This window comes from Desulfosporosinus burensis, assembly GCF_054657535.1.
Genome location: NZ_BAAHYN010000010.1, coordinates 207563 through 229775, shown reverse-complemented (window position 1 = coordinate 229775; position 22213 = coordinate 207563). Strand labels below are relative to the sequence as shown.

Sequence of the window (22213 nt, the reverse complement as noted above, 5' to 3'; positions counted from 1 at the left end):
AATTATACCAACTAAATGAAAGCTGAATATTGAAAGGGAGTTGGATTATGCAGTTTTTTCAAAATTATAACCCACTAGGCAGTCCAGTTTTGTCTACTCTTGTGGCTGCAATCCCTATTGTTGCATTATTATATTTACTTGCGTTCCACCCCAGGACTGATAAAAATGGAAATAAACACAGAGGAATTGAACCTCCTCCGGCCGCACTTATTTCTGGTTTTCTAGCTATCCTTATCGCAGTATTCATTTTAAAGATGCCTTTGGCTTCAGCATCAATGGCATTTGTTAACGGAGTCGCTTACGGTCTTTTTCCAATTGGTTGGATTGTTGTCGCGGCTATGTTCCTCTATACGATTACTCTTGTTAGCGGACAATTTGAAGTTGTTAAGGACAGCGTGAGTAATCTATCTGCTGACAGACGAATTCAGGCTATTCTTATTGCTTTCTCCTTCGGTGCGTTTATTGAAGGTGCCGCTGGTTTCGGTACTCCAGTTGCAATTGCTGGTGCATTAATGGTAGGTTTAGGATTTAAACCCTTTACTGCTGCAGTACTTTGCTTGATTGCCAATACTGCTCCAGTCGCCTATGGTGCCATCGGTACTCCGGTTATCACTCTTGCGAAAGTCACTGGCCTTAATGAATTTGCGCTGAGTGCTATGGCTGGACGCCAACTGCCGTTCTTTTCTTTAATAATTCCTATCTGGACCATTGCTACCATGATTTATATGGATAAGAAAAGCATGAAAACTGTTGTAAAAGATACAATGGAAGTTTTGCCTGCTCTGCTTGTAGCAGGTATCAGTTTCGCTATCACTCAGTTCTATGTTTCTAACTTTATCGGTCCAATGTTGGTCGATATTCTTGGTGGTATAGTCTCGATGGGTGCGGTAATTATCTTCCTTAAAGTCTGGCAGCCTAAAACAACCTATCGTTTGGCTGGTGAAGCCCCTGTGAAAGCTGGTGTCAAGCATACTAAAAAAGATGTTTTGGTGGCTTGGATACCTTGGGCATTCCTAACAACGTTTGTATTCCTTTGGGGACTTCCGCAAGTTAAACTCTTAATAAACAAGTTCTTCACTTACCCTCTCCAAGTACCTTTCTTGCATAACGTGGTTATTAAGACTGCGCCTGTCGTACCTAAAGATAGCCCTGAGGCGGCATTATACACTTTGAACTTGATTTCAGCCGCTGGAACTGGTATCTTCATCGCTGCATTATTGACCGGTATATTCTTAAGAATTACGGCCGATCAGTGGATGGAATCAGTAGTGCGTACCGCAAAGAGAATGAAAACCCCACTGCTCACGATCGGACTGGTTATGGGTATGGGCTTTACCACTAAATTTGCTGGTCTAGATGCTATCCTGGGTCTCGCGTTCACCAAAACTGGCTTTATGTATCCGTTCTTCGCGGCTATGTTGGGTTGGTTGGGAGTATTCTTGACTGGTAGTGACACTTCTTCCAACGTATTGTTTGGAAACATGCAGAAAATTACTGCTGAGCAGTTAGGACTCGATCCTATCTTGATTGCAGCTTCTAACAGCACGGGCGGCGTCATGGGTAAAATGATTGATGCACAAAGTATCGTTGTCGCAACCGCTGCTTGTTACGAAGATAGGAAAGAAGGTAGCCTTGCAGTTGGACCGATCTTCCGTACAGTGTTTTGGCATAGTATCACATTAGCGGCACTCGTCGGAGTACTCGTCATGCTGCAAGCGTATGTGTTCAAATGGATGGTTCCTCCTGCTAATTGGGGTGGAGGAGCAGCGGCAGCGATAGTTGCCTATAAACTGAGTGGTACACAGCTTCTAGCTATATTAGCAGGGCTGCTTGGTGGATCTTATGTCCTAGGAATGGTACTAGGTACGAAAAAATAATAAAATCTGTTATCTATTCGGAAAGGCTCCTCAAATTCACAAGTGTAAAATCGAGGAGCCTTTCCAGACTCTGGCATGAGTCTAATTCAGGATTTTTGAGACCTGTGCAACTCCGACGAGCATCGGTGTTCCAACCGCTCCGAAGGAAACAGAGGTACTCTGAATCAACATACTGGCTACGGACGGCAGCCATAGCCGGAATTCAAGTCCAACCATCAAAGGAACAGAAAGTGCAGCAGGAGTACCGAAATCCTGCTGCACTTTCAATTAAAGGAATCAAACAACGTGAATTCTGTATCGATAAGGGTTGGGTGTACTCGTCATTTTAATATAATCGGTTGTCTAAGGAATAATGACGATCGGATTAGGGATGTGGGGATGGAAGGAATTTAACTCTTCCTCTATTATTTATAAAGTAAACTCTCCCAACCTTATAGTACTCCTCCCTCTTAGTGGGAGGAATTTTGCTATCCATGACATTTAATAACTGGTAATTCGCGAGTGATAAAAAGTATCATAATGTATTGATTTGTGTCATTGTCGTGCCGACTGCAATGCGGGACAGTTAAATTTGATAGTTGTTCATTCCCTCAATGAAAATCCGAGAGGCTATATGAGAGATTTCATTTTCTTATTGAAATTTCTACTAAATTGAATTAATATAGGGATAGGTGGTCTGACAGTCAGACATAAACAGATAATTAATAGCTTCATTATTAAGGGGGTAAATGGATGTTAGCTCGTGAAGTCATACAAGAACTAATTCAAGTGCTCGGTGCAGAGAATGTCCTCACAGAGCAGGAAGACTTACTGACCTATGCTTATGACGCAACCGCTGCCATGAAACATCATAAGCCGGATGTTGTAGTTTCGCCCCTTTCCACCGAACAGGTGTCAGAGGTTGTAAAAATTGCCGTACGCCATCAAATCCCAATCTATCCACGTGGTTCAGGTACTAACCTTAGCGGGGGAACCATTCCCACTAAGGGTGGCATCGTACTCTCAATGCTTAATCTCAATAAAATCCTCGAGGTAGATCAAGATAATTTAACAGCAACTGTTCAACCGGGAGTGATCATCCAAGCTCTCAATGATGAAGTAGTTAAGCTAGGTTTGTTGTATCCCCCGGATCCTGGAACTGTGACGACAGCGACCATGGGTGGTTCGGTATCCGAATGCTCAGGCGGATTGCGCGGACTGAAATACGGAGTTACCAAACATTATATTATGGGTTTACAGTTGGTCTTAGCCAATGGAGAAGTCATTCGTTGGGGTGGGAAAACGGTTAAAAACGTCACAGGGTATGATTTAGTTGCCCTCTTTACTGGTGCTGAAGGAACTTTGGGGATTATCACGGAAATCATCGTGAAACTTATACCAGCCCCGGAGGCTCGCAAAAGCATTCTAGCCATTTTTGATGATGTTGATAAGGCTGGAAAGGCCATTGCTTCTATTATACGCAACAAGATTATTCCAGCAACCCTCGAAATTATGGATAATGCGACCATTCAAACAGTTGAACATTTTGTGCATGCCGGACTGCCATTGGATGCAGAAGCTGTTCTGTTGGTTGAAGTAGATGGGTACAAAGAAGTAGTTGAGCGGGAAGCAGTTTTGGTCGAGCAAATTTTACAGGCTGAGGGAGCTACTGAGGTGAAAATCGCCAAAAACGATAAAGAACGGGATCTATTGTGGTTGGCTCGCCGAAGTGCCCTGCCCGCTCTTGCTCAGAAAAGACCGACGACAGTCTTAGAAGATGCGACGGTTCCAAGAAGCAAAATTCCCGATATGCTCAAAGCAATTCGTAAAATTGCCGAAAAGCATCGTCTTCAAATTGCCACATTCGGGCATGCCGGAGATGGTAACTTGCACCCTACGATTCTTACGGATGAACGGGATACAGACGAAATGAAACGAGTTCACCTTGCTGTGGACGAGATTTTCCAAGTGGCAATTTCTCTGGGAGGAACTCTTTCAGGGGAACATGGAATTGGGATTGCTAAAATGAAATATCTAGATTTAGAATTTGGAGAAGCCGGTGTTGCAGCATTGCGACGTATAAAAGAAGCCCTGGATCCCAACTATGTGTTGAACCCTGGGAAGATTGTAAGGAGGGACTAATCGTGTCCGTATATAATTCGCTGGATTCGATTACCGATGAACTCCATAAGTGTATGAAATGCGGAAACTGCATGGCCGTATGCCCGATTTATAAAGAAACTCGTCAAGAAGTGGGCGTTGCCAGGGGAAAAATCAGTCTAGTGGAGTACCTCATTTCTGGGGAACTTGACATGACAAAGGGACTAGCGGATCGCTTTTCCCTTTGCACTACCTGCATGGCCTGTAATACCAACTGTCCTTGTGGGGTTCGATTTGATAAAATCATCCTTGCTGCAAGGGCAGAAGCTGTTCGCAAAAAAGGATTGCATTCAGTTAAAAAGATTGCCTTTACCGCCTTAAAGATGCAAAAATTGTTTGATTTTGGCATGAAGGCAGGTAGTGTATTCCAGGGTGTAGCCCTAAAGCACTTACCCCATAAAAGTGATCGGATCGCGCGGATGCGTTTTGACGTCGGCATAGGAACTGAAAAAGTGTTTCCGATGTTGGCCAACAAAACGTTGCGTTCTGAATTTCCTGAAGTAATACCAGTCAAAAACCCAAAAATGAGAGTGGCCTTTTTTACGGGGTGTATGATCAATTATTTCTACACAGACATCGGTAGAGCAGTCGTCGAGGTGCTTACTGAAAATGATATCGAAGTCGTCATTCCCAAGAACCAGGGATGTTGCGGTATTCCAGCCTCGGTCAATGGAGACGTTCACTCAGCCCGTGCCTTAGCAAGACGTAATCTGAGGGCGTTCGAAAAATTAGGTGCCGATGCCTTAGTCGTGGCCTGTTCTTCGGGAGGGACCGCTTGGAAGCATGTCTTTACTGAACTATTGGAGAATGATCAGGAATTTAAAGCCTTGGCAGATAAATGGGCTGGAAAGTCTTACGATATTTCCGAGTTCCTAATTCATAAAGTACCCTTTAAAAAGGAAGGCTTAGGTCGTGTGGAACGCAAAGTCACCTATCATGATCCTTGCCACTTAAACCGTGGGCAGGGGATCAGCAGTGAGCCACGCGAAATCCTGAAGAGTATTCCCGGAGTAGAAGTGATTGAAATGAAAGAGCCAGGTCGGTGTTGTGGTATGGCCGGATCTTTCAGTATAGTACACCCTGATCTTTCCGTGCAGATATCAGATCGTAAAACAGCTGATATTGCCCTAACTCATACAGACACTGTAGCAACGGGCTGTCCTGCTTGCCGCTTGCAACTGAAAAGTGGGGTTGAAAATGCTGGAATTGAGGAAGAAGTAGTGCACACAATCCAAATTCTCGCAGAATCTTATCGGTCAGGAAAAAAAAGGTAATTCCTTATTAAAGGTTGATATCGCTCGAATAAAGGACTATTGAACATGGAAGCACTCAACAAATAAGTGTTTCCATGTTCTTTTAAGTTCAGACTTGTGTTACACTATTTACTGGTACAATTATTGATACCAATGACGAGGAGTGAAAAAGGGTGAATTTGAAACCCATTAAAACCCGGAAAATCTACGAGCAGATTGTTGACCAAGTGGGACATCTGGTTGCTGAAGGACAGTTAAAGCCCGGTGACCGTTTACCCTCAGAACGAGAATTAGTTGAGCGGTTTCAAGTAAGTCGAGCCTCTATTCGAGAGGCTATTAGTGCTCTTGAGATGATGGGTTTAATCGAAGTACGTTCAGGAGAAGGAACGTACATTAGACAGGTTAACATTGAATCTGTCGTTACCCCGCTCGCTTGGATGCTATTCATTGAAACTGATTCGGATTTAGAACTTTATGAAGCTCGAAAGATTTTAGAGGTCCAGGCTGCGGGCCTAGCGGCAGAGCGAGCAGGTGAAGATGAGATCAAAGATTTGTTTGAAGCACTAGAAATTATGCGGATGGACCTTGAAAATCATCGATTAGGGGAAGATGCTGATCATCAATTCCATTATTCAATTGCTAGGGCTACGCATAATAAAATTCTAATTCGGCTCATGAATACGCTCTCAGATACAATGCAAAAGACGCTGAAGTCCAGTCGCAGTCGACTCTACGAACACTGTGATACCCCGAAGAAATTATATGACGAACATTGTAATATTTATGAGGCAATAAAAAATCATGATGTAGAAAAAGCCAAAAAGTCTATGTTGGATCATTTGGTCGGCGTCGAGAAACACTTGGCAAAGTATTTAAATATAGACTAAAAATGGCGAAACACTATTGTGCTTTCCGCCTCTTTTTTAGTCTATTTAGACTTTCACTCTCATGCCGCTATGTGGCGTCACCGATGAATGCCAATGGGCTATTTCCCGGGTAGAAAGTATCAAATTTGAGTAAGTATAGGTCCAACTATGGCGACGACATACCGGGGTTGTTTAGTATCGAATACGCCATAAAGGGCATCCCAAGAGGCATTCGTCACAGAAGTCTCGATGTCAGCTTTAGCTGAACAAGTTCTTATCGAAAGCTGATTGAAAAGTTGTAGTTAGAGGAAATTTGGGATTAAAAGCGAATAGTCATGTAGGAGGAAATGATAGTGAGGATAAGATTATGACATGTCAAATGGTATACTACAATGGGAACTGTCTTAATACGAAAAAGCCGTTTGCCCGGCCTTGTCAATTGTGTATAGAACGTTGTCCGCATCAAGCTATCTCAGAATATCGACAGCTGGATGCTAAACAATGTACGGAATGCGGAGTGTGTATGGCCGTGTGCCCGAGTGACGGTTTTGCAGATCGGACCATGGACAATCTTCATGATTTTCTAATAGAGACTGAAAAAATTGTTTTAAATTGCCCTAAAGCAAGGCCCCTCGGGTTTGAAATCCCTTGCTTGGGAATATTTGATCGAGATAGCTGGATGACACTTATGATTTTGGCTAAGGAAAAGTCTGTCACGATTATGACTGGTGTATGTTCAGATTGCGATGATCGTCTTGCTTGCGCAACGAGTGTTCAGGTTTTTAAACAGGTTCATCTGGACTGGCCAGAGCATCCCCTTGTCCACATTCAAGTTCACGCGGATGAAGGGAGTGCTATTGAACCAGAGCCTGCAGTTGTTGCCCCTCTCCATTTGAAACCGAAAACAAAATCAGGCTGGAGGCAAATGAGCAAGGAAAAGATGGAAGAATGGCTACCAAGCCTGGCCGGCGATGATATATATCCAATACCCAAATCGCGTCAGTGGCTGATTGAGGCTTTAGGGGCTGCTTCAGAGGAGAAAATCCCCTTCAGAGCTTTAACCGTTTCCGATAGTTGTACAAGTTGCGGTGTCTGTGCAGCAATTTGCCCACAAGGCGCGTTACAAAAGCGAGAAGAGATGAATCCTGATCCGAGTACAGAGGAGCTTAACACAGAGGATAAGATCCAGAAATTGCGTCTTATTCTGGAACCCCAAAAGTGTGTTCATTGCCAGCGATGCGTGGAAACTTGCCCTCCAAAAGCATTATCATTTAAGCTTAAATCATTGTCACATCGTTTACTTACGGGTAAAATACTGATCCACGAGGGTCAGCCGGGGTATTGCATTCGATGTGGCAAACGGATTTTTGATAAGGCTGAATTATGTTTAGTCTGCGCAACCAGTGATCCTGATGGCCGCGGTTTTTTTTCGAACTAGCTTTATAGGAGCATGCCAGAGTGGAGGAGCTTAGGAATGGTGACTTCCGCAGCCGCACCCGCACTGGGCACTAGGCTCGTGTGCTTGTTTCTTAGGTTCGCGCAAAAGCTGATTGGCTAAATGAGTTACATGAGAAATGGGCTGTTGTTGAATCTCTTTAGCCAAATTGATAACTTCTTCGATTTCTTGGGGGGTTAAACCTAAGTTTAGGGCCGCTGTGACCGTAACACGAAGGGTTGCAAGGGCATTACAGGCTACTGCTGCAGATATTTGTACTAGAGCAAGGGTCCGTTGGTCGAGACTCATGAAACATTCCTCCTAATTTTGCTTTAGCTGTTCTTGGGACTTGCGATAATCTTAGCACAGAAGAGTTCTGAGGGCAAAGGGGAGGAAGTGTCTTAACATCCTACGGCGATAAGTGTTAGTTGTGGTCAGCGCCTTCGGCGATAGTCTTCACCGGAGACTATCGTGTTCGCACATTGATTGAGGTCTTAGTTTGATTTTCTTAAATATGTGTTTAAAAAAACCTTTGAAATATAGTAATATATCGCAAAGGTTTTTTTTGTCAGTTAGGTTAAAAATTATTTAAGAAAATACAACACCAGAAAACAACAACATTTAAAGCATTTGCTTTGCTGATGTAACTGTTATCTCTAACACTCTAGTTAAAAAAGAGAACTTTTCTTTCATCATATCGAATTCTGAACCTGACTCAAGGTATTTTGCAGTACCTTCAATCACGAAGCCTGTTCCCTGGTAATCTTTATAACCCAAAACTTCTTTACTACCCAAAGCGATCTTTACTTTATTATTTTGATTAACATTTTTTTCTGTTCTACGCATTGCATATGCAGGAATTAAAATTCTTTCATCAGATGTTACCTCTAAATATGAGTTCCAAGTGTTAACCACATGCGGTTCATCTATCCCCCATGACACTATTGAAACTACACCTTCCTTTTTTAGTACATCAAAAAACTTTTCTGTAAGCATTTGTATATTTCCTCCTAAATAATTTATTTAACAATACAAATCTTAATAAGATACAAGATATCGTCGATACGCATTGTCTATCTTTAATATATATTGACTTTATGAAAAAGTCAATATATATTAAAGATAATTATTATCTACTATTGAATCATGTAATATCGACAAAAAATAATTAAGTATTATGTGGGGACTTTATTATTTAGGAGGTGGATTGTATTGCAATTTTCCATAGGAGTAGAGTATGCATTACATTGTTTATTATATATGGTAGATATTCCATCAGGAAAGGCTGTTGGAATTAAAGATTTAGCGACATTTCAGGGAGTTTCAGAAACTTATTTATCAAAAGTATATACAAAATTAAGGAAAGCCGGGATTGTGAAGTCAATTTCAGGTGTTAATGGGGGATATGAGTTAGCACGTATTCCAGAAAGCATAACCTTTTGGAATATAGTTGAAGCAGTAGAAGGGACGACTCCATTATTTCAATGTGCAGAGATTAGACAAAATGAGATATTGTTAGATAAAAATAATTTACCTGATACATATACAAAATGTCCTTGCTTGATAAAAGTTGTAATGGTAGAAGCAGAAGACCAGATGAGACAGTATTTGAACAATAAGACTTTAGGATGGCTTCATGAACAAGTTAGTAACAAGATTCCTGAAGAGCATGGAAAAGCAACGATTGAATGGTTCAATAATACTAAATCGCGATAAAATTGGAAGAAGCATAAAATTGCCACATCAGATTTCTCCAAAACGATTGTTTAATATGCGTGTCTTTGAATTGTCGAGACGAACATTCAAATTACGGAGAACAGCACTATAAATTGGTGTGGCTTTTTTGTAGGTATTAAACTTAATTCGCTACGTCGCATTAGTCTTATTATGCGTCGTAACGGTCTTACAGAGGTTTAACGGGACATCCGCCCGTGGTGCCCTCTGGTCTCGTTAGGCCTATGTTGATATAAACAGCCCGATTATCCATTTCATTTTTAACAATATATCATGAAAAGAGGCAGCAGATATTCCATTAGAATATCTGCTGCCTCAACAATTGACGGAGAACCGGTTATCTTTTTAGGTAAATATTATTTGACCTCCAGCTGAGATGTCATAAAATTCTCCTACTGTCAATATTTTTTCTACTTGATCGCAAAAATCTTCTTTTTTCAATTTGAACATGTCTACGCTAGCTAAGCAAGCATATATTTTGCCGCCAGCGTCATCAATCATTTCGATAAATTCTGGTATCGGTGGAATATCTAATTCTTCCATCTGCTTCTTCATCATCCTAGTTGCAAAATACGACATTCCTGGAATAGCTCCAATTAAAGTGGGTATACCCATTGCCGGATTACCAACAGTGGCGACTTTAATATTGTTCATCTTTTTTTTAGTGATTGCATCCATTCCAAAAAATGTGAAAAATAGATTGGCTTCGATTCCTTGCATTCTTGCTCCATTAGCCATAATTAACGCTGGGTATATTCCCTCCAGAGATCCCTTTGATACAACTATCGAGACCTTTTTAATCTTTTCGTTATTTGACATTTATATTTCCCCTTCCATTTAAACACAACTAACAGGCTTGCTTAATCCGGCTATTTTAGCAGCCTTTAATATAGGTCCTTCTGGAAACAGTCCATATAGTTCTTTGGTTGCAATACCGCCTGCATTTTTAACTCTTCTAATAGTTGGCATTTTTTCTGTTGCAGCAAAATCCTTCTGTAAGAATTCAATCACTTTCCAATGACCTTCGGTTAATTCGTCAATTCCAATTTCTTTTGCTATTGCTTCAGCTATTTCTTTATTCCATTGAGCTATATTAGTCAAGTATCCTTCTTCAGTAACGTCTACAGAATTACCCGCAATTACTTTTTCCATAGCTAATCCTCCCTAATTATTAGTGATTTCTATGATTAAACATCAACCGATAATCCTTCAAGTTTCTTGCCGCTCTTTTTCATATCTGGCGAAACAGTAGGAATCGGAATGCCTTTCAATAGCATATTCCAGTAGATGTGTCTAAAAGCCAATTTCCCTAAGTGGTTTATTCTCGTTTCTTTTAAGAGTGAAAAAGGGCCAATCCCAGGCAGGGGAAATGTTCCTTCAACAGGCTCAATTTCATAATTAAAATCAATTAAAAGTGCTTTATTGTATCCTGATTCAATAAAACAGTTTGCGTGACCATCGAAGCTAGCAGTTAAAGGCTTATTATTAATATAACTCAGGATATTATCAGTTAGAATTTCTGCTTCAAAATGGGCGACAGAACCAGCCTTTGAAGCTGGAATATCGGTGGCATCCCCAATGACAAATATATTCTCGTGAGCTTTAGATTGAAGAGTGTGTTTATCAGTTGGTACAAAGTTTAAGTCGTCACCTAAATCAGAGCGTTCTATCAGCTTGCTTCCCATATTTACCGGAATCGTTACAAGGAGATCGTAAGTTACTTCTCTGTCATCCAACGATACAAGCTTTCTGCTTTCCGCATCTACATGACTCACATTGAAATTCTTAATTAAATCTATATTTTTTTGTGGAAAATAGTCACCTAAGACATCTGCACACTTCTGCTTCGTAAAGGCACTGTCTAGTGGAGTAACATAACTTAGTTCTACCTTTCTACGATTTTTTTTCTTTTCTGAAAAGAACCAGTCTGCAAGAAAAACAAATTCAAGTGGAGCAACGGGACATTTAATTGGCATTTCACTTATGTGAACAACTAATTTTCCTCCCTCCCAATCTTTCAATTTATCCCTTAGGGCAACTGCACCCTCAATAGTATAGAAGTCGAAAATATCTTTTCTCCATCCCTGGTCTACGCCTTCTACTTCTTCGGGGACAATTTCACATCCTGTTGCAATAATTAATATGTCATAAGGGATAATTTTCTCGTCGCCTAATATGACTTGTTTTTTTTCTGCTTCAATCAACTCTATAGGAGCTTGAATATATTTAACCTCCTTTGGAAGAAGATTAGTTTTTTCTTTTATTACGTCTTTTTCCGAATAGATCCCAAAAGGAATGAACAGAAACCCTGGTTGATAGTAATGTTTTTCATGTTGATCGACAATCGTTATTGACCATTCATTTTTGTTAACTTTCTTGACAAGATGATTGGCCATCATAGTTCCAGCGGTACCTGCCCCCAAAATTAATATTTTCTTCATATTTAACTCCCATTCCGCCTTCTTGATGTATAATTTCTCATGAAGGCTTAAATTTTTATTAACTGATCTTTAAAATATTTTCAAGTATTTTAGTTATTTCCTTTTTTATATCTTTTTCTTCAACTAATGCCTTTTCTATAAATTGCTCAACCATATGTTTACTAATCATTAGCTTAACCTTTGTCATTGAGGCGGTTACAGCCGCCATTTGTACCAAAATATCAGCGCATTCTTTTCCTCCTTCAATCATCTTTTCTATACCGCTGATGTGACCCCGAATAATTCTAAAACGGTTAATTATGGTTTCTTTCTCGGTGTCAACCATATTAACAACTCCTAATTTCTTCATTTACACTTAGTTCATATTTTAACTAGTAAAACTATTCCCGCCCCCCGGGGGGGAGGCTTAAAGTTATTGTACTATTCCTATGTGTTTGTGTCAATGGAAAATCCACAAAAATATCATTACAGACACGCTATAATAGAGCCATCAAGCTTGCTCTTGTTTCTCTTATTAATTTAAAAAACCTTGATATTCTCTGCTTTCAGAGATCTCAAGGTTTTATGGTAACGGTTTAAAAATCTAACTTATGGTGGGTTTGAGAGGACTTGACTCTCACAAAATATCGCCATAATTATTTTGAACACCATTTATTGGTATATAGGATGAAGGATGGTGATATCTTTATGAAAAAACTTTTCTAGAGGGACTTATCCATACAGAACAGCTTATTGACGATATTGTGTTTATGTGTGAAAATCTAAAGAAAGCTACCTATTTTAAAGCAGCCCATTGCTATTCGGCGGAGCTTGTCGTCCCGAGTAGGGTCCGGGAACCTACAGGAACTTACTCGGAACGACAACAAATGACACCTTGCGAGCAAGTTCCGCCGAGTACCAATGTTCAATGAACTTTCCTTCGGGTTATCTTGTTTGCCTATTTATCTTAGGCTCAGCACTTGCATGGTGCGAACAAAGTGCAAGTTGGGGACGGTTCGTGACTTGCATGCTTGACTTCATGCCCGTTCGCATATGTTTCATTGGGAGGAAGTATTTTAACCTGAATAGAGGGGTAGAATTATAAAATTTAATTTCCAAAGCAATAGTGTACATATTATTTAGTTAAAGAAGAAATGTTAAGGTATTGCCTCTGGCTTGAAAAGAGCCACTAAAGAAAGGAATAAACTATGAACGAGTATCAAGTTATTGTGGTTGGTGGTGGAGCTGCAGGTATGATGGCTGCTGGACAAGCGGCTATAGGAGGCGCGAAGGTTCTTTTAGTTGAAAAGAAAGAACGTCTGGGCCGGAAGATTGCGATCACTGGTAAAGGACGTTGTAATATAACGAACGAAGAAAACGTGTCAGATTTTATCAGCCACTACCCTGGAAATGGACGGTTCTTGCACGGTATTTTAAGAGGTTTCGATAATGTGGCCTTACGGGACTTTTTCGCTCGGTACGGGGTCGAGACGAAAGTGGAACGTGGAGGACGTGTTTTCCCGATTTCAGATGACGCTGAAAAGATTGTAGATGCCTTAGCGGCGTTTTTAACAGAAACAGGAGTAGAGGTCCGATCTGGAATCACGGTGGAGGAAATTCTAGTTGAGAACGGTCATGTTGCGGGGGTTCGAGGACATGGTCAGAAAAAGTTCTTGGCGCCTGTGGTGATCGTTTGTACGGGAGGCTCATCCTATCCGGCGACCGGGTCAAGTGGGGATGGATTTCGATTTGCCCGTAAACTGGGGCACAAAGTAATAACCCCCAGGCCCGCTTTGGTGCCACTTAAAACAGCGGAAGATTGGGTGAAGGAGCTTCAGGGATTATCCCTAAAGAACGTTGAGGGGTCCTTGTGGATCGGTGGAAAGAAGCAGATAACTGAGTTTGGCGAAATGCTGTTTACACATTTTGGGGTATCCGGTCCCATTATCTTGACCATGAGCCGTCGCGCAGGGGATGCCTTGCGTAACGGGGAGCAGGTCGAGTTACGGGTTAATTTTAAACCAGCCCTTTCCCAAGAACAATTAGATGCCCGTGTTCAACGTGATTTTCAAAAGTACAGCAATAAGCAGTTTAAGAATGCTCTGGATGACCTATTACCTCAAAGTCTGATTCCGGTTATGATCCGTTTGAGTGGAATTAACCCTGAAGGAGTAGTTCATCAAATCAGCCGCGAACAACGAAAACGTTTGGTCAGACTGTTACAAGAGTTGCCTATGACGATTACAGAAACCCTTTCTATAGAGACCGCGATTGTTACAGCCGGTGGAGTCGATGTTAAAGAGATTAACCCCAAAACAATGGCTTCAAAATGTCTTGATGGGCTTTATTGGGCCGGTGAAGTAGTGGATGTCGATGGTATTACGGGAGGTTATAACCTTCAGGCGGCCTTTGCAATGGGCTATCGGGCGGGATGTGCAGCTCGAGAGGTTGCTTTATCCGTGGTCTGATTTAGACATCTCTTGCATAAACTCTATTTGAGGTGGTGCAAGTGCGTCGTAGAGGAAGCCTGTTAGAGTGGCTCTGGAATATTGTCCAGCGGGGAGAACGCCGGATCATTCGAGTCATGGTCTTGGCATCAGTAATACTTGTCTTAATGCAGCTAAGTGCAATTAGAGATCCGGTACAATTTTATATGGCAATGGCGGAACGGGTTGAAGCTCCTCCTTTGGATCTTCCATCCCTTGCCAAGCCAAACCTAGTAGAATCCGTCAACGTATGGAATATGACACTGAAAGCGATACCCGCTGCCCCGGTTCGTGTGCTACAAAACGGTAAAGTTATTGCTACTTTAGCTAAAGGGGAGCAGCAAATTACGGTTCAATCCGGTCAAATCCAACTGGATGGAGTGGGTATAGCTCAGCGCATTCAGGTTCAAGTCCTTAAGAAAGATCCTCAATTACTTGAGCCACGTCAAAACCAGATTTTCGTGGTGCAGGGAAGTATTCAGAATGTAACTGTAAGTCACTAATCTTGCAAAGCTCTCTTTAGAGTAATATAATTACTATAATCATAAATAATATTTTCTCATAAACTATTGAGAAAAGGAGGGTAGAATGGTAGGATGGGAATTATTCTCTTTAGTATAGAAGAATGGTGGGATGGTTAAATTAAGAAATCAAAGACACTACTTAGTGTCTTTTTCTACCATTCCGCACGTCTTGTTCACGAATAAGAGTGGGATCAATTCGTGGGAAAGGAAGAATGCGTACATGGCACAAAGTAAAAAGATTGCGCTCGCAGCATTAAGAATGGCGATGACAGAGAGCAGAGAAGAAGAGGCCCATTTAAAAGAGTCTTATCAACGGCTTGGAGTGAAAACTGCTGCAGTTGATTATGGAGGAGAGTATATTAGTTCGGTTCGCAAGATTGTAGAACGGGCAATTGTAGCGGCAAAACGCGAAGGAGCTATTAAAGAAACACATGGAGATGAAGGGGCTGTAGCCGGCGCTACTCGCGAGGCCTTAAGTCAAATCATGAATAAAGCTTTGGGTTTAAATATTGGCGGAAAGATAGGAATCGCGCGTCAGAACGATCATTTGAGCGTAGCGGTATTCTTCGGAATAGGGCTCTTGCATCTAGATGAAGTAGCAGTAGGATTAGGACATCGCGTCGCTCCTAAAGAATAGGGGGGGTGGGCATGGTGCGAGGAATACGAGGTGCGACAACGGTAGATCGCAATGATCCTCAGGAAATCCGTGAAGCAACCCAGGAACTTTTACAAATCATTCTTAAAGAAAATGCCTTAAGCACTGAAGATTTAGTGAGTGCGATTTTTACGGTAACCCCAGATTTAAATGCAGATTTTCCTGCATCAAGTGCTCGTGCCATAGGATGGCAGTTGGTACCTCTTCTTTGCTCGACGGAAATTCCAGTGCCTGGTGCACTTCCACACTGTATACGTGTGCTTTTGCATGCCAATTCAAATCGTTGCCAAAGGGAAATTCGGCACATCTTTTTACGCAATGCTGTAATATTAAGGAAAGATCTCATAGATGCTGATTAAGTACCTAGACGTGATCTCGTGAACGAATCGACTAAGCGCAGAGGAAGAAGGAGTGCGGGGTGAATCTAATCACTCGACGGCAAAACAAACAGCAAGGAACCACGACTGTTCGAGTGGGAGATGTTATCATCGGTGGCCCGCAATTGGTGGTCGTAGCTGGTCCGTGTGCAATTGAAAGCTATGAACAGTTATTGAGTACAGCTCTGGAAGTTCAACGTCTCGGAGCCACAATGCTTCGCGGTGGGGCATATAAACCAAGAACCTCCCCCTATTCCTTTCGAGGAAAAAGAGAAGGCGGCTTGGAAATGTTAGCCCAGATTAGGGAGCTGACAGGACTTCCAGTGGTTACGGAAGTTATGGATGCTCGCGACATTGAACGAGTTGGCGAAGTGGCAGATATGTTTCAAATAGGATCTCGGAATATGCAAAATTATACGCTTTTAACTGAGATAGGAAAAACTAAACATCCTGTTTTGTTAAAACGGGGTCTGGCAGCAACTATAGAAGAATGGATTTTTGCCGCGGAGTATATTATGTCAGAAGGAAACGATCAGGTTGTATTGTGTGAACGTGGGATTCGGACCTTTGAGACATATACCCGGAACACCGTAGACATTACAGCAATTCCAGCTTTAAAAGAACTGACTCATCTGCCTGTTTTTTTAGACCCAAGTCATGGTACTGGAAGATGGTCATTGGTCAAACCTGTCGCTTTAGCAGGAATTGCTGCTGGCGCAGATGGTTTAATGATTGAAGTCCATCCTCAACCAGAAAATGCCTTAAGTGATGGAGATCAATCGTTGAACTTTGAACATTTCGCTGAACTTATGGAAAGTGTTGGTCCTGTGGCTAAAGCTGTGGGTCGAGAATTGATTTGATCGTTATGGCTTCTTGCTCGTTGACCTAGGCACATATAAAAGACCCGGTTGCAGTAATACTGAAATCGGGTCTTTCTGCGAAAAATTACTAATCGCAAAATTAGTAACCTACACCATGATACCTCTAAGTTTACAGAACAATATGAATACTTTGGTAGGGGTTGTAGAGATAGCCCCTTCTGTGGTAAGATAGCTCTAATTTAATTTTTACTTCGTGATTAGATTAGCAAGTTTTGCTTGGCAAAGCTTACGTAGGATGGTTGGCTGTGGTTGTTGCGGGTGCTTCATTAGCGAAGGACTTGGCAAAAAATAGGTAGAATAGTAGGATGGGAGCGATTGGAAATCAAGGCACCCTCTATTCGGGGTGCCTTTTTGGTTCTCACGCGTCCTGATTAATAATTACTGTAGGAACAGACCAGAATAAGAGAGGATAGTTTTCTCGTGGTCTCCCTAGATAGATTTAGAGGTAGGATGGTTGAAAGGGGTAAAAAAATGATTATTGTCTTAAGAAATGGTGCGACAGTAGAACAGATTGAAGAGGTATCCACACGGTTAACTGATGAGGGCTTAAAAATTCATCTTTCCCAAGGGGTCGAAAAAACGATCATGGGAGCAATAGGGGACCGGCAGAAAATTGAATCCCTTGATTTAGAAGCGCTTCCTTGGGTAGAAAAAGTAGTGCCGATTTTAGCACCGTATAAGTTAGTCAGTCGAGAGTTTCAGCCTGCTGATACAATTATCCGAGTGGGTGGACAAGAAATCGGAGGCAAGACGGTCCATGTTATGGCAGGCCCTTGTGCAGTGGAAAGTAGGGCACAAATCGTGGAAACGGCTTTTGCCATACGCGAGAGTGGTGCCACCTTCTTACGAGGCGGGGCCTTTAAACCGCGCACGTCTCCTTATTCCTTTCAAGGCTTAGAGGAAGAAGGATTACGCTATTTAGCCGAAGCGCGTGATAAAACGGGGCTTTTAGTAGTCACAGAAGTGATCGATGCGCGTGATGTTTCTTTAGTGGCTCATTATTCTGATATTCTCCAAATTGGGGCTCGGAACATGCAAAACTTTATTCTCCTCAAAGAAGTAGCCAAGTGCGGGAAGCCTGTCCTCTTAAAAAGAGGACCTTCTGCCACGCTAGAGGAATGGATGATGGCTGCAGAATATATCATGGATGGAGGAAACTACCAAGTAATGTTCTGCGAGCGTGGGATTCGTACCTTTGAGAGTTATACTCGAAATACGCTTGATCTAAGTATGGTCCCTGCCTTGCATGCCCTTTCTCACCTTCCAGTCATAGTTGACCCAAGTCATGGAACTGGGAAGTGGCATTTGGTTCATCCCATGGCCAAAGCAGCACTTGCTGCCGGTGCCGATGGCTTGATTGTCGAAGTCCATCCTCATCCGGAAAAAGCCGTTTCCGACGGAAAACAGTCCTTAACGCCTGAAAGGTTTAAAACTATGATGAATGATCTGTCAAGGCTTACCTCTGCCCTAGATCGTGAGTTAGGAGAAGTGAGTAAACGTGTTGACTGATGGATTAATAAATTCTGAGAATGAAGAATTTTTAACACCTGGATGGTCAGGCCTTCGGATTCCGAAGGCCTGCATCCTTGGTTTGGGCTTGATTGGAGGGTCTTGGGCGGGTGCCTTGCAGCGTGCCGGCTGGGAGGTTTTTGCAGTAGACCCGGAAAAGGCTAGTCTTGATAAAGCTGTGCGTCGGGGCTGGATTCTGGCTGGCTGGACGGCTATGCCTCAGTTTATCGATGTTGATTTGGTGGTCTTAGCTCTTCCCATAGAAGAACTGGAGAATGGGTTAGAACAATTGATGGGCAGAATACCCAAGGGGGCAATCGTCACAGATGTTGGGAGTTTAAAGACGGATATCTGCCGAAAATCCCGTCATAATGGCTTTGGCGGTCCTTATAATTTTAATTTTATCGGCGGTCACCCAATGACGGGTTCAGAACAGTCAGGATTTGGAGTCGCGGATCCAGACCTTTTCCGGGGTTATCCCTATGTCCTTACTCCTACATCAGATTCCTCTCCAGTGGCGGTTGGGAGACTCGTCGAACTTGTTCAAGGGTTCGGAGCCAAAGTTGTCTTTCGAGAAGCGAATGATCATGATGTGGAAGTGGCAATGGTCAGCCATATCCCCCATTTGTTAGCGGTAGCCCTGACATTGGCGGCACAGGATGTATCAAAAGAAGGGGAATCGACTTTGGCGTTAGCTGGGCGCAGCTTCCGAGACATTACGCGTATTGCAGACAGTTCACCTGAAATGTGGAAGGAAATTATGGTGAGAAATGCTGATGCCATTCTCGACGGGCTTACCCATTGGGAGCAAAGAATGAGAGAACTGCGCGAATGTCTAGAGCAGGGAGATGGGGAGTCGATTGCTGAGGCATTTCGCAAGGCACATGCGATTCGAGATGACATGAACTAATTCCAGGTTAGGTAGGAATCGTGACTTTGCCAGAACCATAAGTTTACGAAGATACTCCATTAATAGAAGTGGGTCTTGAAAATTGATAAATTACTGATTGATTTCTGGTAGTTGAATTGAAGTTTGACTGAAATAAGTGTATAACGTATGTATAACCTAACTAAGGGGGTAGCACCTATGCGAGGCGTGTATATCAAACCAGCTTCCGGCGCAAAAGGAGAAATCCGGGTTCCGGGTGATAAGTCAATTTCTCATCGAGCAGCCCTTTTCGGAGGTATGGCTCATGGAGAAACCCATGTTTCGAATTTCTTATTAGGCCAGGACTGTTTAAGTACGCTTCGTTGTTTAACTCAGCTTGGAGTATCCTGGGAAAGACAAGGGAGCGAAGTTTGGATTCGCGGCGAGGGAATGGAAGCTTGGCAAGAGCCTTCGGATATTCTAGATGCTGGTAATTCTGGAACCACCATGAGATTAATGTTGGGCGTGTTAGCGGGCAGTCCCTTTGCAGTCACCCTGACTGGTGATGCATCACTTAGATCTAGACCTATGCGCCGTGTCACGGACCCGCTTAAGCAGATGGGAGCCCAGATAATGGGTCGACAAGGGGGCAATTTTGCGCCGTTAACTCTGCAGGGTGGTCGGTTACAAGGGCAAACATTTCAAACACCGGTCGCTTCGGCTCAAGTAAAATCAGCCATTATCCTAGCGGGGTTAAGCGCCAGCGGTGAGACCAGAGTAATGGAACCTGCTCTTTCCAGGGACCACACTGAGCGAATGCTAAGGGGATTTGGCGTAGAGGTTCAAAGTCTCGGTACAGAGGTCTCAGTTCATGGTGGAGGACGCTTAACTGGTCAAAGAATTATTGTTCCAGGGGATATTTCGTCGGCTGCTTTCTTTCTAGTCTTAGGAAGTTTGGTTGGGAGCGGAGAGATAATCTTGTCGGATGTTGGAGTGAACCCGACACGTACAGGGATATTGGACGTGCTGCAAGCGATGGGTGCGGATATTGAATTGAGCGATGTTTCGGACGTTTGCGGTGAGCCCAGAGCAAGTTTGCGGGTTCGTCCTGCACGCCTAAAAGGGATAGAAATCGGAGGGTCCATGATTCCACGACTGATTGATGAGATTCCAATTTTAGCAGTAGCCGCAAGTTTAGCAGAAGGGGAAACGGTGATTCGTGACGCTGCCGAACTGCGCATCAAGGAAAGTGATCGGATTCGCGCTGTGGCTGAGGGACTAAATGCCCTAGGGGCCAAGGTCGAGGAACTGCCCGATGGGTTACGGATTTATGGTCGGCCTTCCTTACGCGGTGGCTACGCGAATAGTCTTGGGGATCATCGCTTGGCTATGGCTTGGTCTATCGCTGGACTGCTCTCCAAAGATGGGATCAGCATAGAAAACATGGAGGCTGCTGAGGTATCTTATCCTGACTTTTTGACCGTGGTCAAGCAGTTAACTGAGTGACCTCTACTAATAGAAGAGCTTCAAGTCCTGAAGCGCATAATTGTTTTTGCCATAGAGCAAGAGTGACTGGAGCTGAGCGACGATGGAACGTAAAGTCATAATTACTAGTGAAGACGAAAACAACCTAAACCAAAATGTTAAAAGGGGCTTTATCTACGGTTTGCGTAAGTCCTTGACCATTGTAATTGGGTATGCACCCGTAGCTATAACGTTTGGAATTTTAGCGACTCAGTTCAGCTTAACCGTTTGGGAAGCCGGGCTGATGTCTTTCTTTGTTTACGCAGGTGCCTCGCAATTTATTGCGATTGAAATGATCCATCAGGGAGCTACCCCGATGATGATTGGGGTTACCACCCTGATCGTCAATATTCGACATCTATTGATGAGCTTATCGGTTGTCCCCTTTTTCCCAGAAAGAACACTTCCTTGGTCTATGGGCTTGGCCCAAGGGCTTACAGATGAAACGTTTGTGCTCAATACAAACATTTTGAAGGATGTCGACGGAGAAGAAAGCCGTCGTCGAGTCATGTTGGGGATCAATATAGGCGCTTTCGCAACGTGGGTCATCTTTACAATTTTAGGTGGTCTGATTGGTAAATGGCTGCCAATTCAGTTCTCAGGTTTTCAATTTGCTCTCTTGGCTTTGTTCATAATACTAACGACGTCATCATTGTCTAAAAAGAACTATATGACGTATCTTTTAGCGGCCCTACTAGCCGTTGTTTTCAAACTACTTGTTCCAGGGAAACTATATTTAATTATAAGTGTGGTCCTTGCCGCAGGTATCGGGGCATGGTGGCGTGGGAGGAAAGTGCATCGGATCGAGTTTGACGTCCAAAAGACCATCCACTGAGTGAAGCCCTAGCAGAGAAGGGAAGGTAGTCATGTCAGTCCAGCTATTAGAAACCATTTTTTTAATGACTATAGTCACATATGGTTCGAGGGTGTTGCCGTTTCTGTTGTTCAAAGGGAAGAATGTTCAGGGCTTTGCCCGGGATTTTATCGAACTTGTTCCCATTGCCTTACTAGCAGCCTTAGTTGTTCCAGAGTTGGTAACACCGGCAGGAACAATCGTCCTAGGACAAAATCCTTTTTTATGGGCGGGTATTTTGACCTTTCTCTTTTCTAGATTTGTTCCAAATGTTTTTTTAGGGATCGTCTTTGGGATGACTGTGTTTTGGGGATTGGATAAATTACTAGTTTAGTTTTAAATATATAACCAAAAAGGTTAGGATACTTAGCTTTAAGCGGGTTTCCTAACCTTTTTTTGTTTTTTTAGGGAGTTCGAAGCTAATTCTGCGAAAATTTATGGCAGGCACATGGAGTCGTGATTTTCGCGGTATTTAATGGCTTTATTGCTGCTTTGATTTAATGCTTATGTAATTATGTCTATAAAAGATACAATGGATCAAGTGGGGGGATAAATAGTATAGGGGCTCATGCTCTTAAACCCATATTTTTCTGTCAGGGGGTTGTAACTGAATTTCAGGCGGGTATTTTACCAACTTTTTATTTTTACAAGTACTTAATCTAGTTATTTTTACGCTCACAACAATAACCGTACCAATGCATTGAGGGCCTTGGGAATTTCCGGAAAATCGTTTTACGATAAGTTACACCGGTATGGAATAATAGATTTCTAAAGATAGCAGAAGGCATCAACAGCATAAATGTTGATGCCTT

23 protein-coding genes are annotated in these 22213 nt (G+C 42.6%); 16 read left to right on the top strand and 7 right to left on the bottom strand.

What is annotated here, in order from left to right; genetic code table 11:
• The first annotated feature begins 47 nt into the window (after nt 1-47).
• Nucleotides 48-1877: an L-lactate permease gene (locus ACYQ3Q_RS18640; RefSeq protein WP_459930019.1), complete on the top strand. Its 1830-nt coding sequence runs from the start codon at nt 48-50 to the stop codon at nt 1875-1877.
• An 81-nt stretch (nt 1878-1958) separates the two neighbouring features.
• Here ACYQ3Q_RS18640 and ACYQ3Q_RS18635 read toward each other — a convergent pair whose 3' ends face one another.
• Nucleotides 1959-2138, bottom strand: coding sequence for an L-lactate permease (locus ACYQ3Q_RS18635; protein ID WP_459930050.1), 180 nt, complete (start codon nt 2136-2138; stop codon nt 1959-1961).
• Between the two features lie 471 nt (nt 2139-2609).
• Here ACYQ3Q_RS18635 and ACYQ3Q_RS18630 point away from each other — a divergent pair, with 471 nt between their 5' ends.
• The 4 genes from ACYQ3Q_RS18630 to ACYQ3Q_RS18615 all read left to right on the top strand — a co-directional run bounded on the left by ACYQ3Q_RS18630 (nt 2610) and on the right by ACYQ3Q_RS18615 (nt 7573).
• Entirely contained in the window at nt 2610-3998 is a 1389-nt protein-coding gene (locus tag ACYQ3Q_RS18630) for an FAD-binding oxidoreductase (RefSeq protein WP_459930018.1), read from the top strand.
• A 2-nt stretch (nt 3999-4000) separates the two neighbouring features.
• Nucleotides 4001-5290, top strand: a complete 1290-nt coding sequence (locus ACYQ3Q_RS18625) for a (Fe-S)-binding protein (RefSeq protein ID WP_459930017.1) — start codon at nt 4001-4003, stop codon at nt 5288-5290.
• A gap of 152 nt (nt 5291-5442) precedes the next feature.
• Nucleotides 5443-6156, top strand: coding sequence for a FadR/GntR family transcriptional regulator (locus tag ACYQ3Q_RS18620; protein ID WP_459930016.1), 714 nt, complete (start codon nt 5443-5445; stop codon nt 6154-6156).
• A gap of 346 nt (nt 6157-6502) precedes the next feature.
• A complete protein-coding gene (locus ACYQ3Q_RS18615) occupies nt 6503-7573 on the top strand; it encodes a 4Fe-4S binding protein (protein WP_459930015.1) in 1071 nt (356 codons plus the stop codon).
• 30 nt (nt 7574-7603) lie between these two features.
• Here the strand turns inward: ACYQ3Q_RS18615 and ACYQ3Q_RS18610 are convergent, their stop codons facing one another.
• Nucleotides 7604-7879 carry a carboxymuconolactone decarboxylase family protein gene (locus tag ACYQ3Q_RS18610; RefSeq protein ID WP_034144814.1) on the bottom strand — a complete coding sequence of 92 codons (276 nt, stop codon included), beginning with the start codon at nt 7877-7879 and terminating at the stop codon, nt 7604-7606.
• Nucleotides 7880-8191: 312 nt separating this feature from the next.
• Nucleotides 8192-8566, bottom strand: coding sequence for a pyridoxamine 5'-phosphate oxidase family protein (locus ACYQ3Q_RS18605; protein WP_045574579.1), 375 nt, complete (start codon nt 8564-8566; stop codon nt 8192-8194).
• A gap of 216 nt (nt 8567-8782) precedes the next feature.
• Between ACYQ3Q_RS18605 and ACYQ3Q_RS18600 the strand changes: the two genes are divergently transcribed.
• The gene (locus ACYQ3Q_RS18600; RefSeq protein WP_459930014.1) at nt 8783-9286 is read left to right on the top strand and encodes an RrF2 family transcriptional regulator; all 504 of its coding nucleotides are present in this window, start codon (nt 8783-8785) and stop codon (nt 9284-9286) included.
• A 363-nt stretch (nt 9287-9649) separates the two neighbouring features.
• Here the strand turns inward: ACYQ3Q_RS18600 and ACYQ3Q_RS18595 are convergent, their stop codons facing one another.
• From ACYQ3Q_RS18595 to ACYQ3Q_RS18580, 4 genes are read right to left on the bottom strand one after another with little or no spacing between them, the layout of a single operon-like run.
• Complete coding sequence (locus tag ACYQ3Q_RS18595) at nt 9650-10123, bottom strand: DsrE/DsrF/DrsH-like family protein (RefSeq protein ID WP_459930013.1); 474 nt, start codon at nt 10121-10123, stop codon at nt 9650-9652.
• Nucleotides 10124-10141: 18 nt separating this feature from the next.
• The gene (locus ACYQ3Q_RS18590) at nt 10142-10456 is read right to left on the bottom strand and encodes a TusE/DsrC/DsvC family sulfur relay protein (RefSeq protein WP_459930012.1); all 315 of its coding nucleotides are present in this window, start codon (nt 10454-10456) and stop codon (nt 10142-10144) included.
• A 35-nt stretch (nt 10457-10491) separates the two neighbouring features.
• Nucleotides 10492-11745, bottom strand: coding sequence for a type III sulfide quinone reductase, selenoprotein subtype (gene sqr, locus ACYQ3Q_RS18585; protein WP_459930011.1), 1254 nt, complete (start codon nt 11743-11745; stop codon nt 10492-10494).
• Between the two features lie 58 nt (nt 11746-11803).
• Nucleotides 11804-12094, bottom strand: a complete 291-nt coding sequence (locus ACYQ3Q_RS18580) for a metal-sensitive transcriptional regulator (RefSeq protein WP_459930010.1) — start codon at nt 12092-12094, stop codon at nt 11804-11806.
• Nucleotides 12095-12932: 838 nt separating this feature from the next.
• Between ACYQ3Q_RS18580 and ACYQ3Q_RS18575 the strand changes: the two genes are divergently transcribed.
• The 10 genes from ACYQ3Q_RS18575 to ACYQ3Q_RS18530 all read left to right on the top strand — a co-directional run bounded on the left by ACYQ3Q_RS18575 (nt 12933) and on the right by ACYQ3Q_RS18530 (nt 21735).
• Nucleotides 12933-14192, top strand: coding sequence for a BaiN/RdsA family NAD(P)/FAD-dependent oxidoreductase (locus tag ACYQ3Q_RS18575; protein ID WP_459930009.1), 1260 nt, complete (start codon nt 12933-12935; stop codon nt 14190-14192).
• Between the two features lie 41 nt (nt 14193-14233).
• A complete protein-coding gene (locus tag ACYQ3Q_RS18570; RefSeq protein ID WP_459930008.1) occupies nt 14234-14713 on the top strand; it encodes a hypothetical protein in 480 nt (159 codons plus the stop codon).
• Nucleotides 14714-14954: 241 nt separating this feature from the next.
• A complete protein-coding gene (locus ACYQ3Q_RS18565; protein WP_459930007.1) occupies nt 14955-15371 on the top strand; it encodes a HutP family protein in 417 nt (138 codons plus the stop codon).
• 11 nt (nt 15372-15382) lie between these two features.
• Nucleotides 15383-15748, top strand: coding sequence for a chorismate mutase (gene aroH / locus ACYQ3Q_RS18560; RefSeq protein WP_459930006.1), 366 nt, complete (start codon nt 15383-15385; stop codon nt 15746-15748).
• Between the two features lie 59 nt (nt 15749-15807).
• Nucleotides 15808-16626, top strand: a complete 819-nt coding sequence (gene aroF / locus ACYQ3Q_RS18555) for a 3-deoxy-7-phosphoheptulonate synthase (protein ID WP_459930005.1) — start codon at nt 15808-15810, stop codon at nt 16624-16626.
• 492 nt (nt 16627-17118) lie between these two features.
• Nucleotides 17119-18156 carry a 3-deoxy-7-phosphoheptulonate synthase gene (gene aroF, locus ACYQ3Q_RS18550; RefSeq protein WP_459930004.1) on the top strand — a complete coding sequence of 346 codons (1038 nt, stop codon included), beginning with the start codon at nt 17119-17121 and terminating at the stop codon, nt 18154-18156.
• The gene (locus ACYQ3Q_RS18545) at nt 18146-19066 is read left to right on the top strand and encodes a prephenate dehydrogenase (RefSeq protein ID WP_459930003.1); all 921 of its coding nucleotides are present in this window, start codon (nt 18146-18148) and stop codon (nt 19064-19066) included. The genes aroF (ACYQ3Q_RS18550) and ACYQ3Q_RS18545 overlap by 11 nt, the downstream gene beginning before the upstream one ends.
• 177 nt (nt 19067-19243) lie before the next feature.
• Nucleotides 19244-20530: a 3-phosphoshikimate 1-carboxyvinyltransferase gene (gene aroA / locus ACYQ3Q_RS18540; RefSeq protein WP_459930002.1), complete on the top strand. Its 1287-nt coding sequence runs from the start codon at nt 19244-19246 to the stop codon at nt 20528-20530.
• 82 nt (nt 20531-20612) lie between these two features.
• The gene (locus ACYQ3Q_RS18535; protein WP_459930001.1) at nt 20613-21383 is read left to right on the top strand and encodes an AzlC family ABC transporter permease; all 771 of its coding nucleotides are present in this window, start codon (nt 20613-20615) and stop codon (nt 21381-21383) included.
• Nucleotides 21384-21414: 31 nt separating this feature from the next.
• Nucleotides 21415-21735 (top strand): AzlD domain-containing protein, encoded by a 321-nt coding sequence (locus tag ACYQ3Q_RS18530; RefSeq protein WP_459930000.1) that lies wholly within the window; start codon nt 21415-21417, stop codon nt 21733-21735.
• Nucleotides 21736-22213 lie beyond the last annotated feature (478 nt).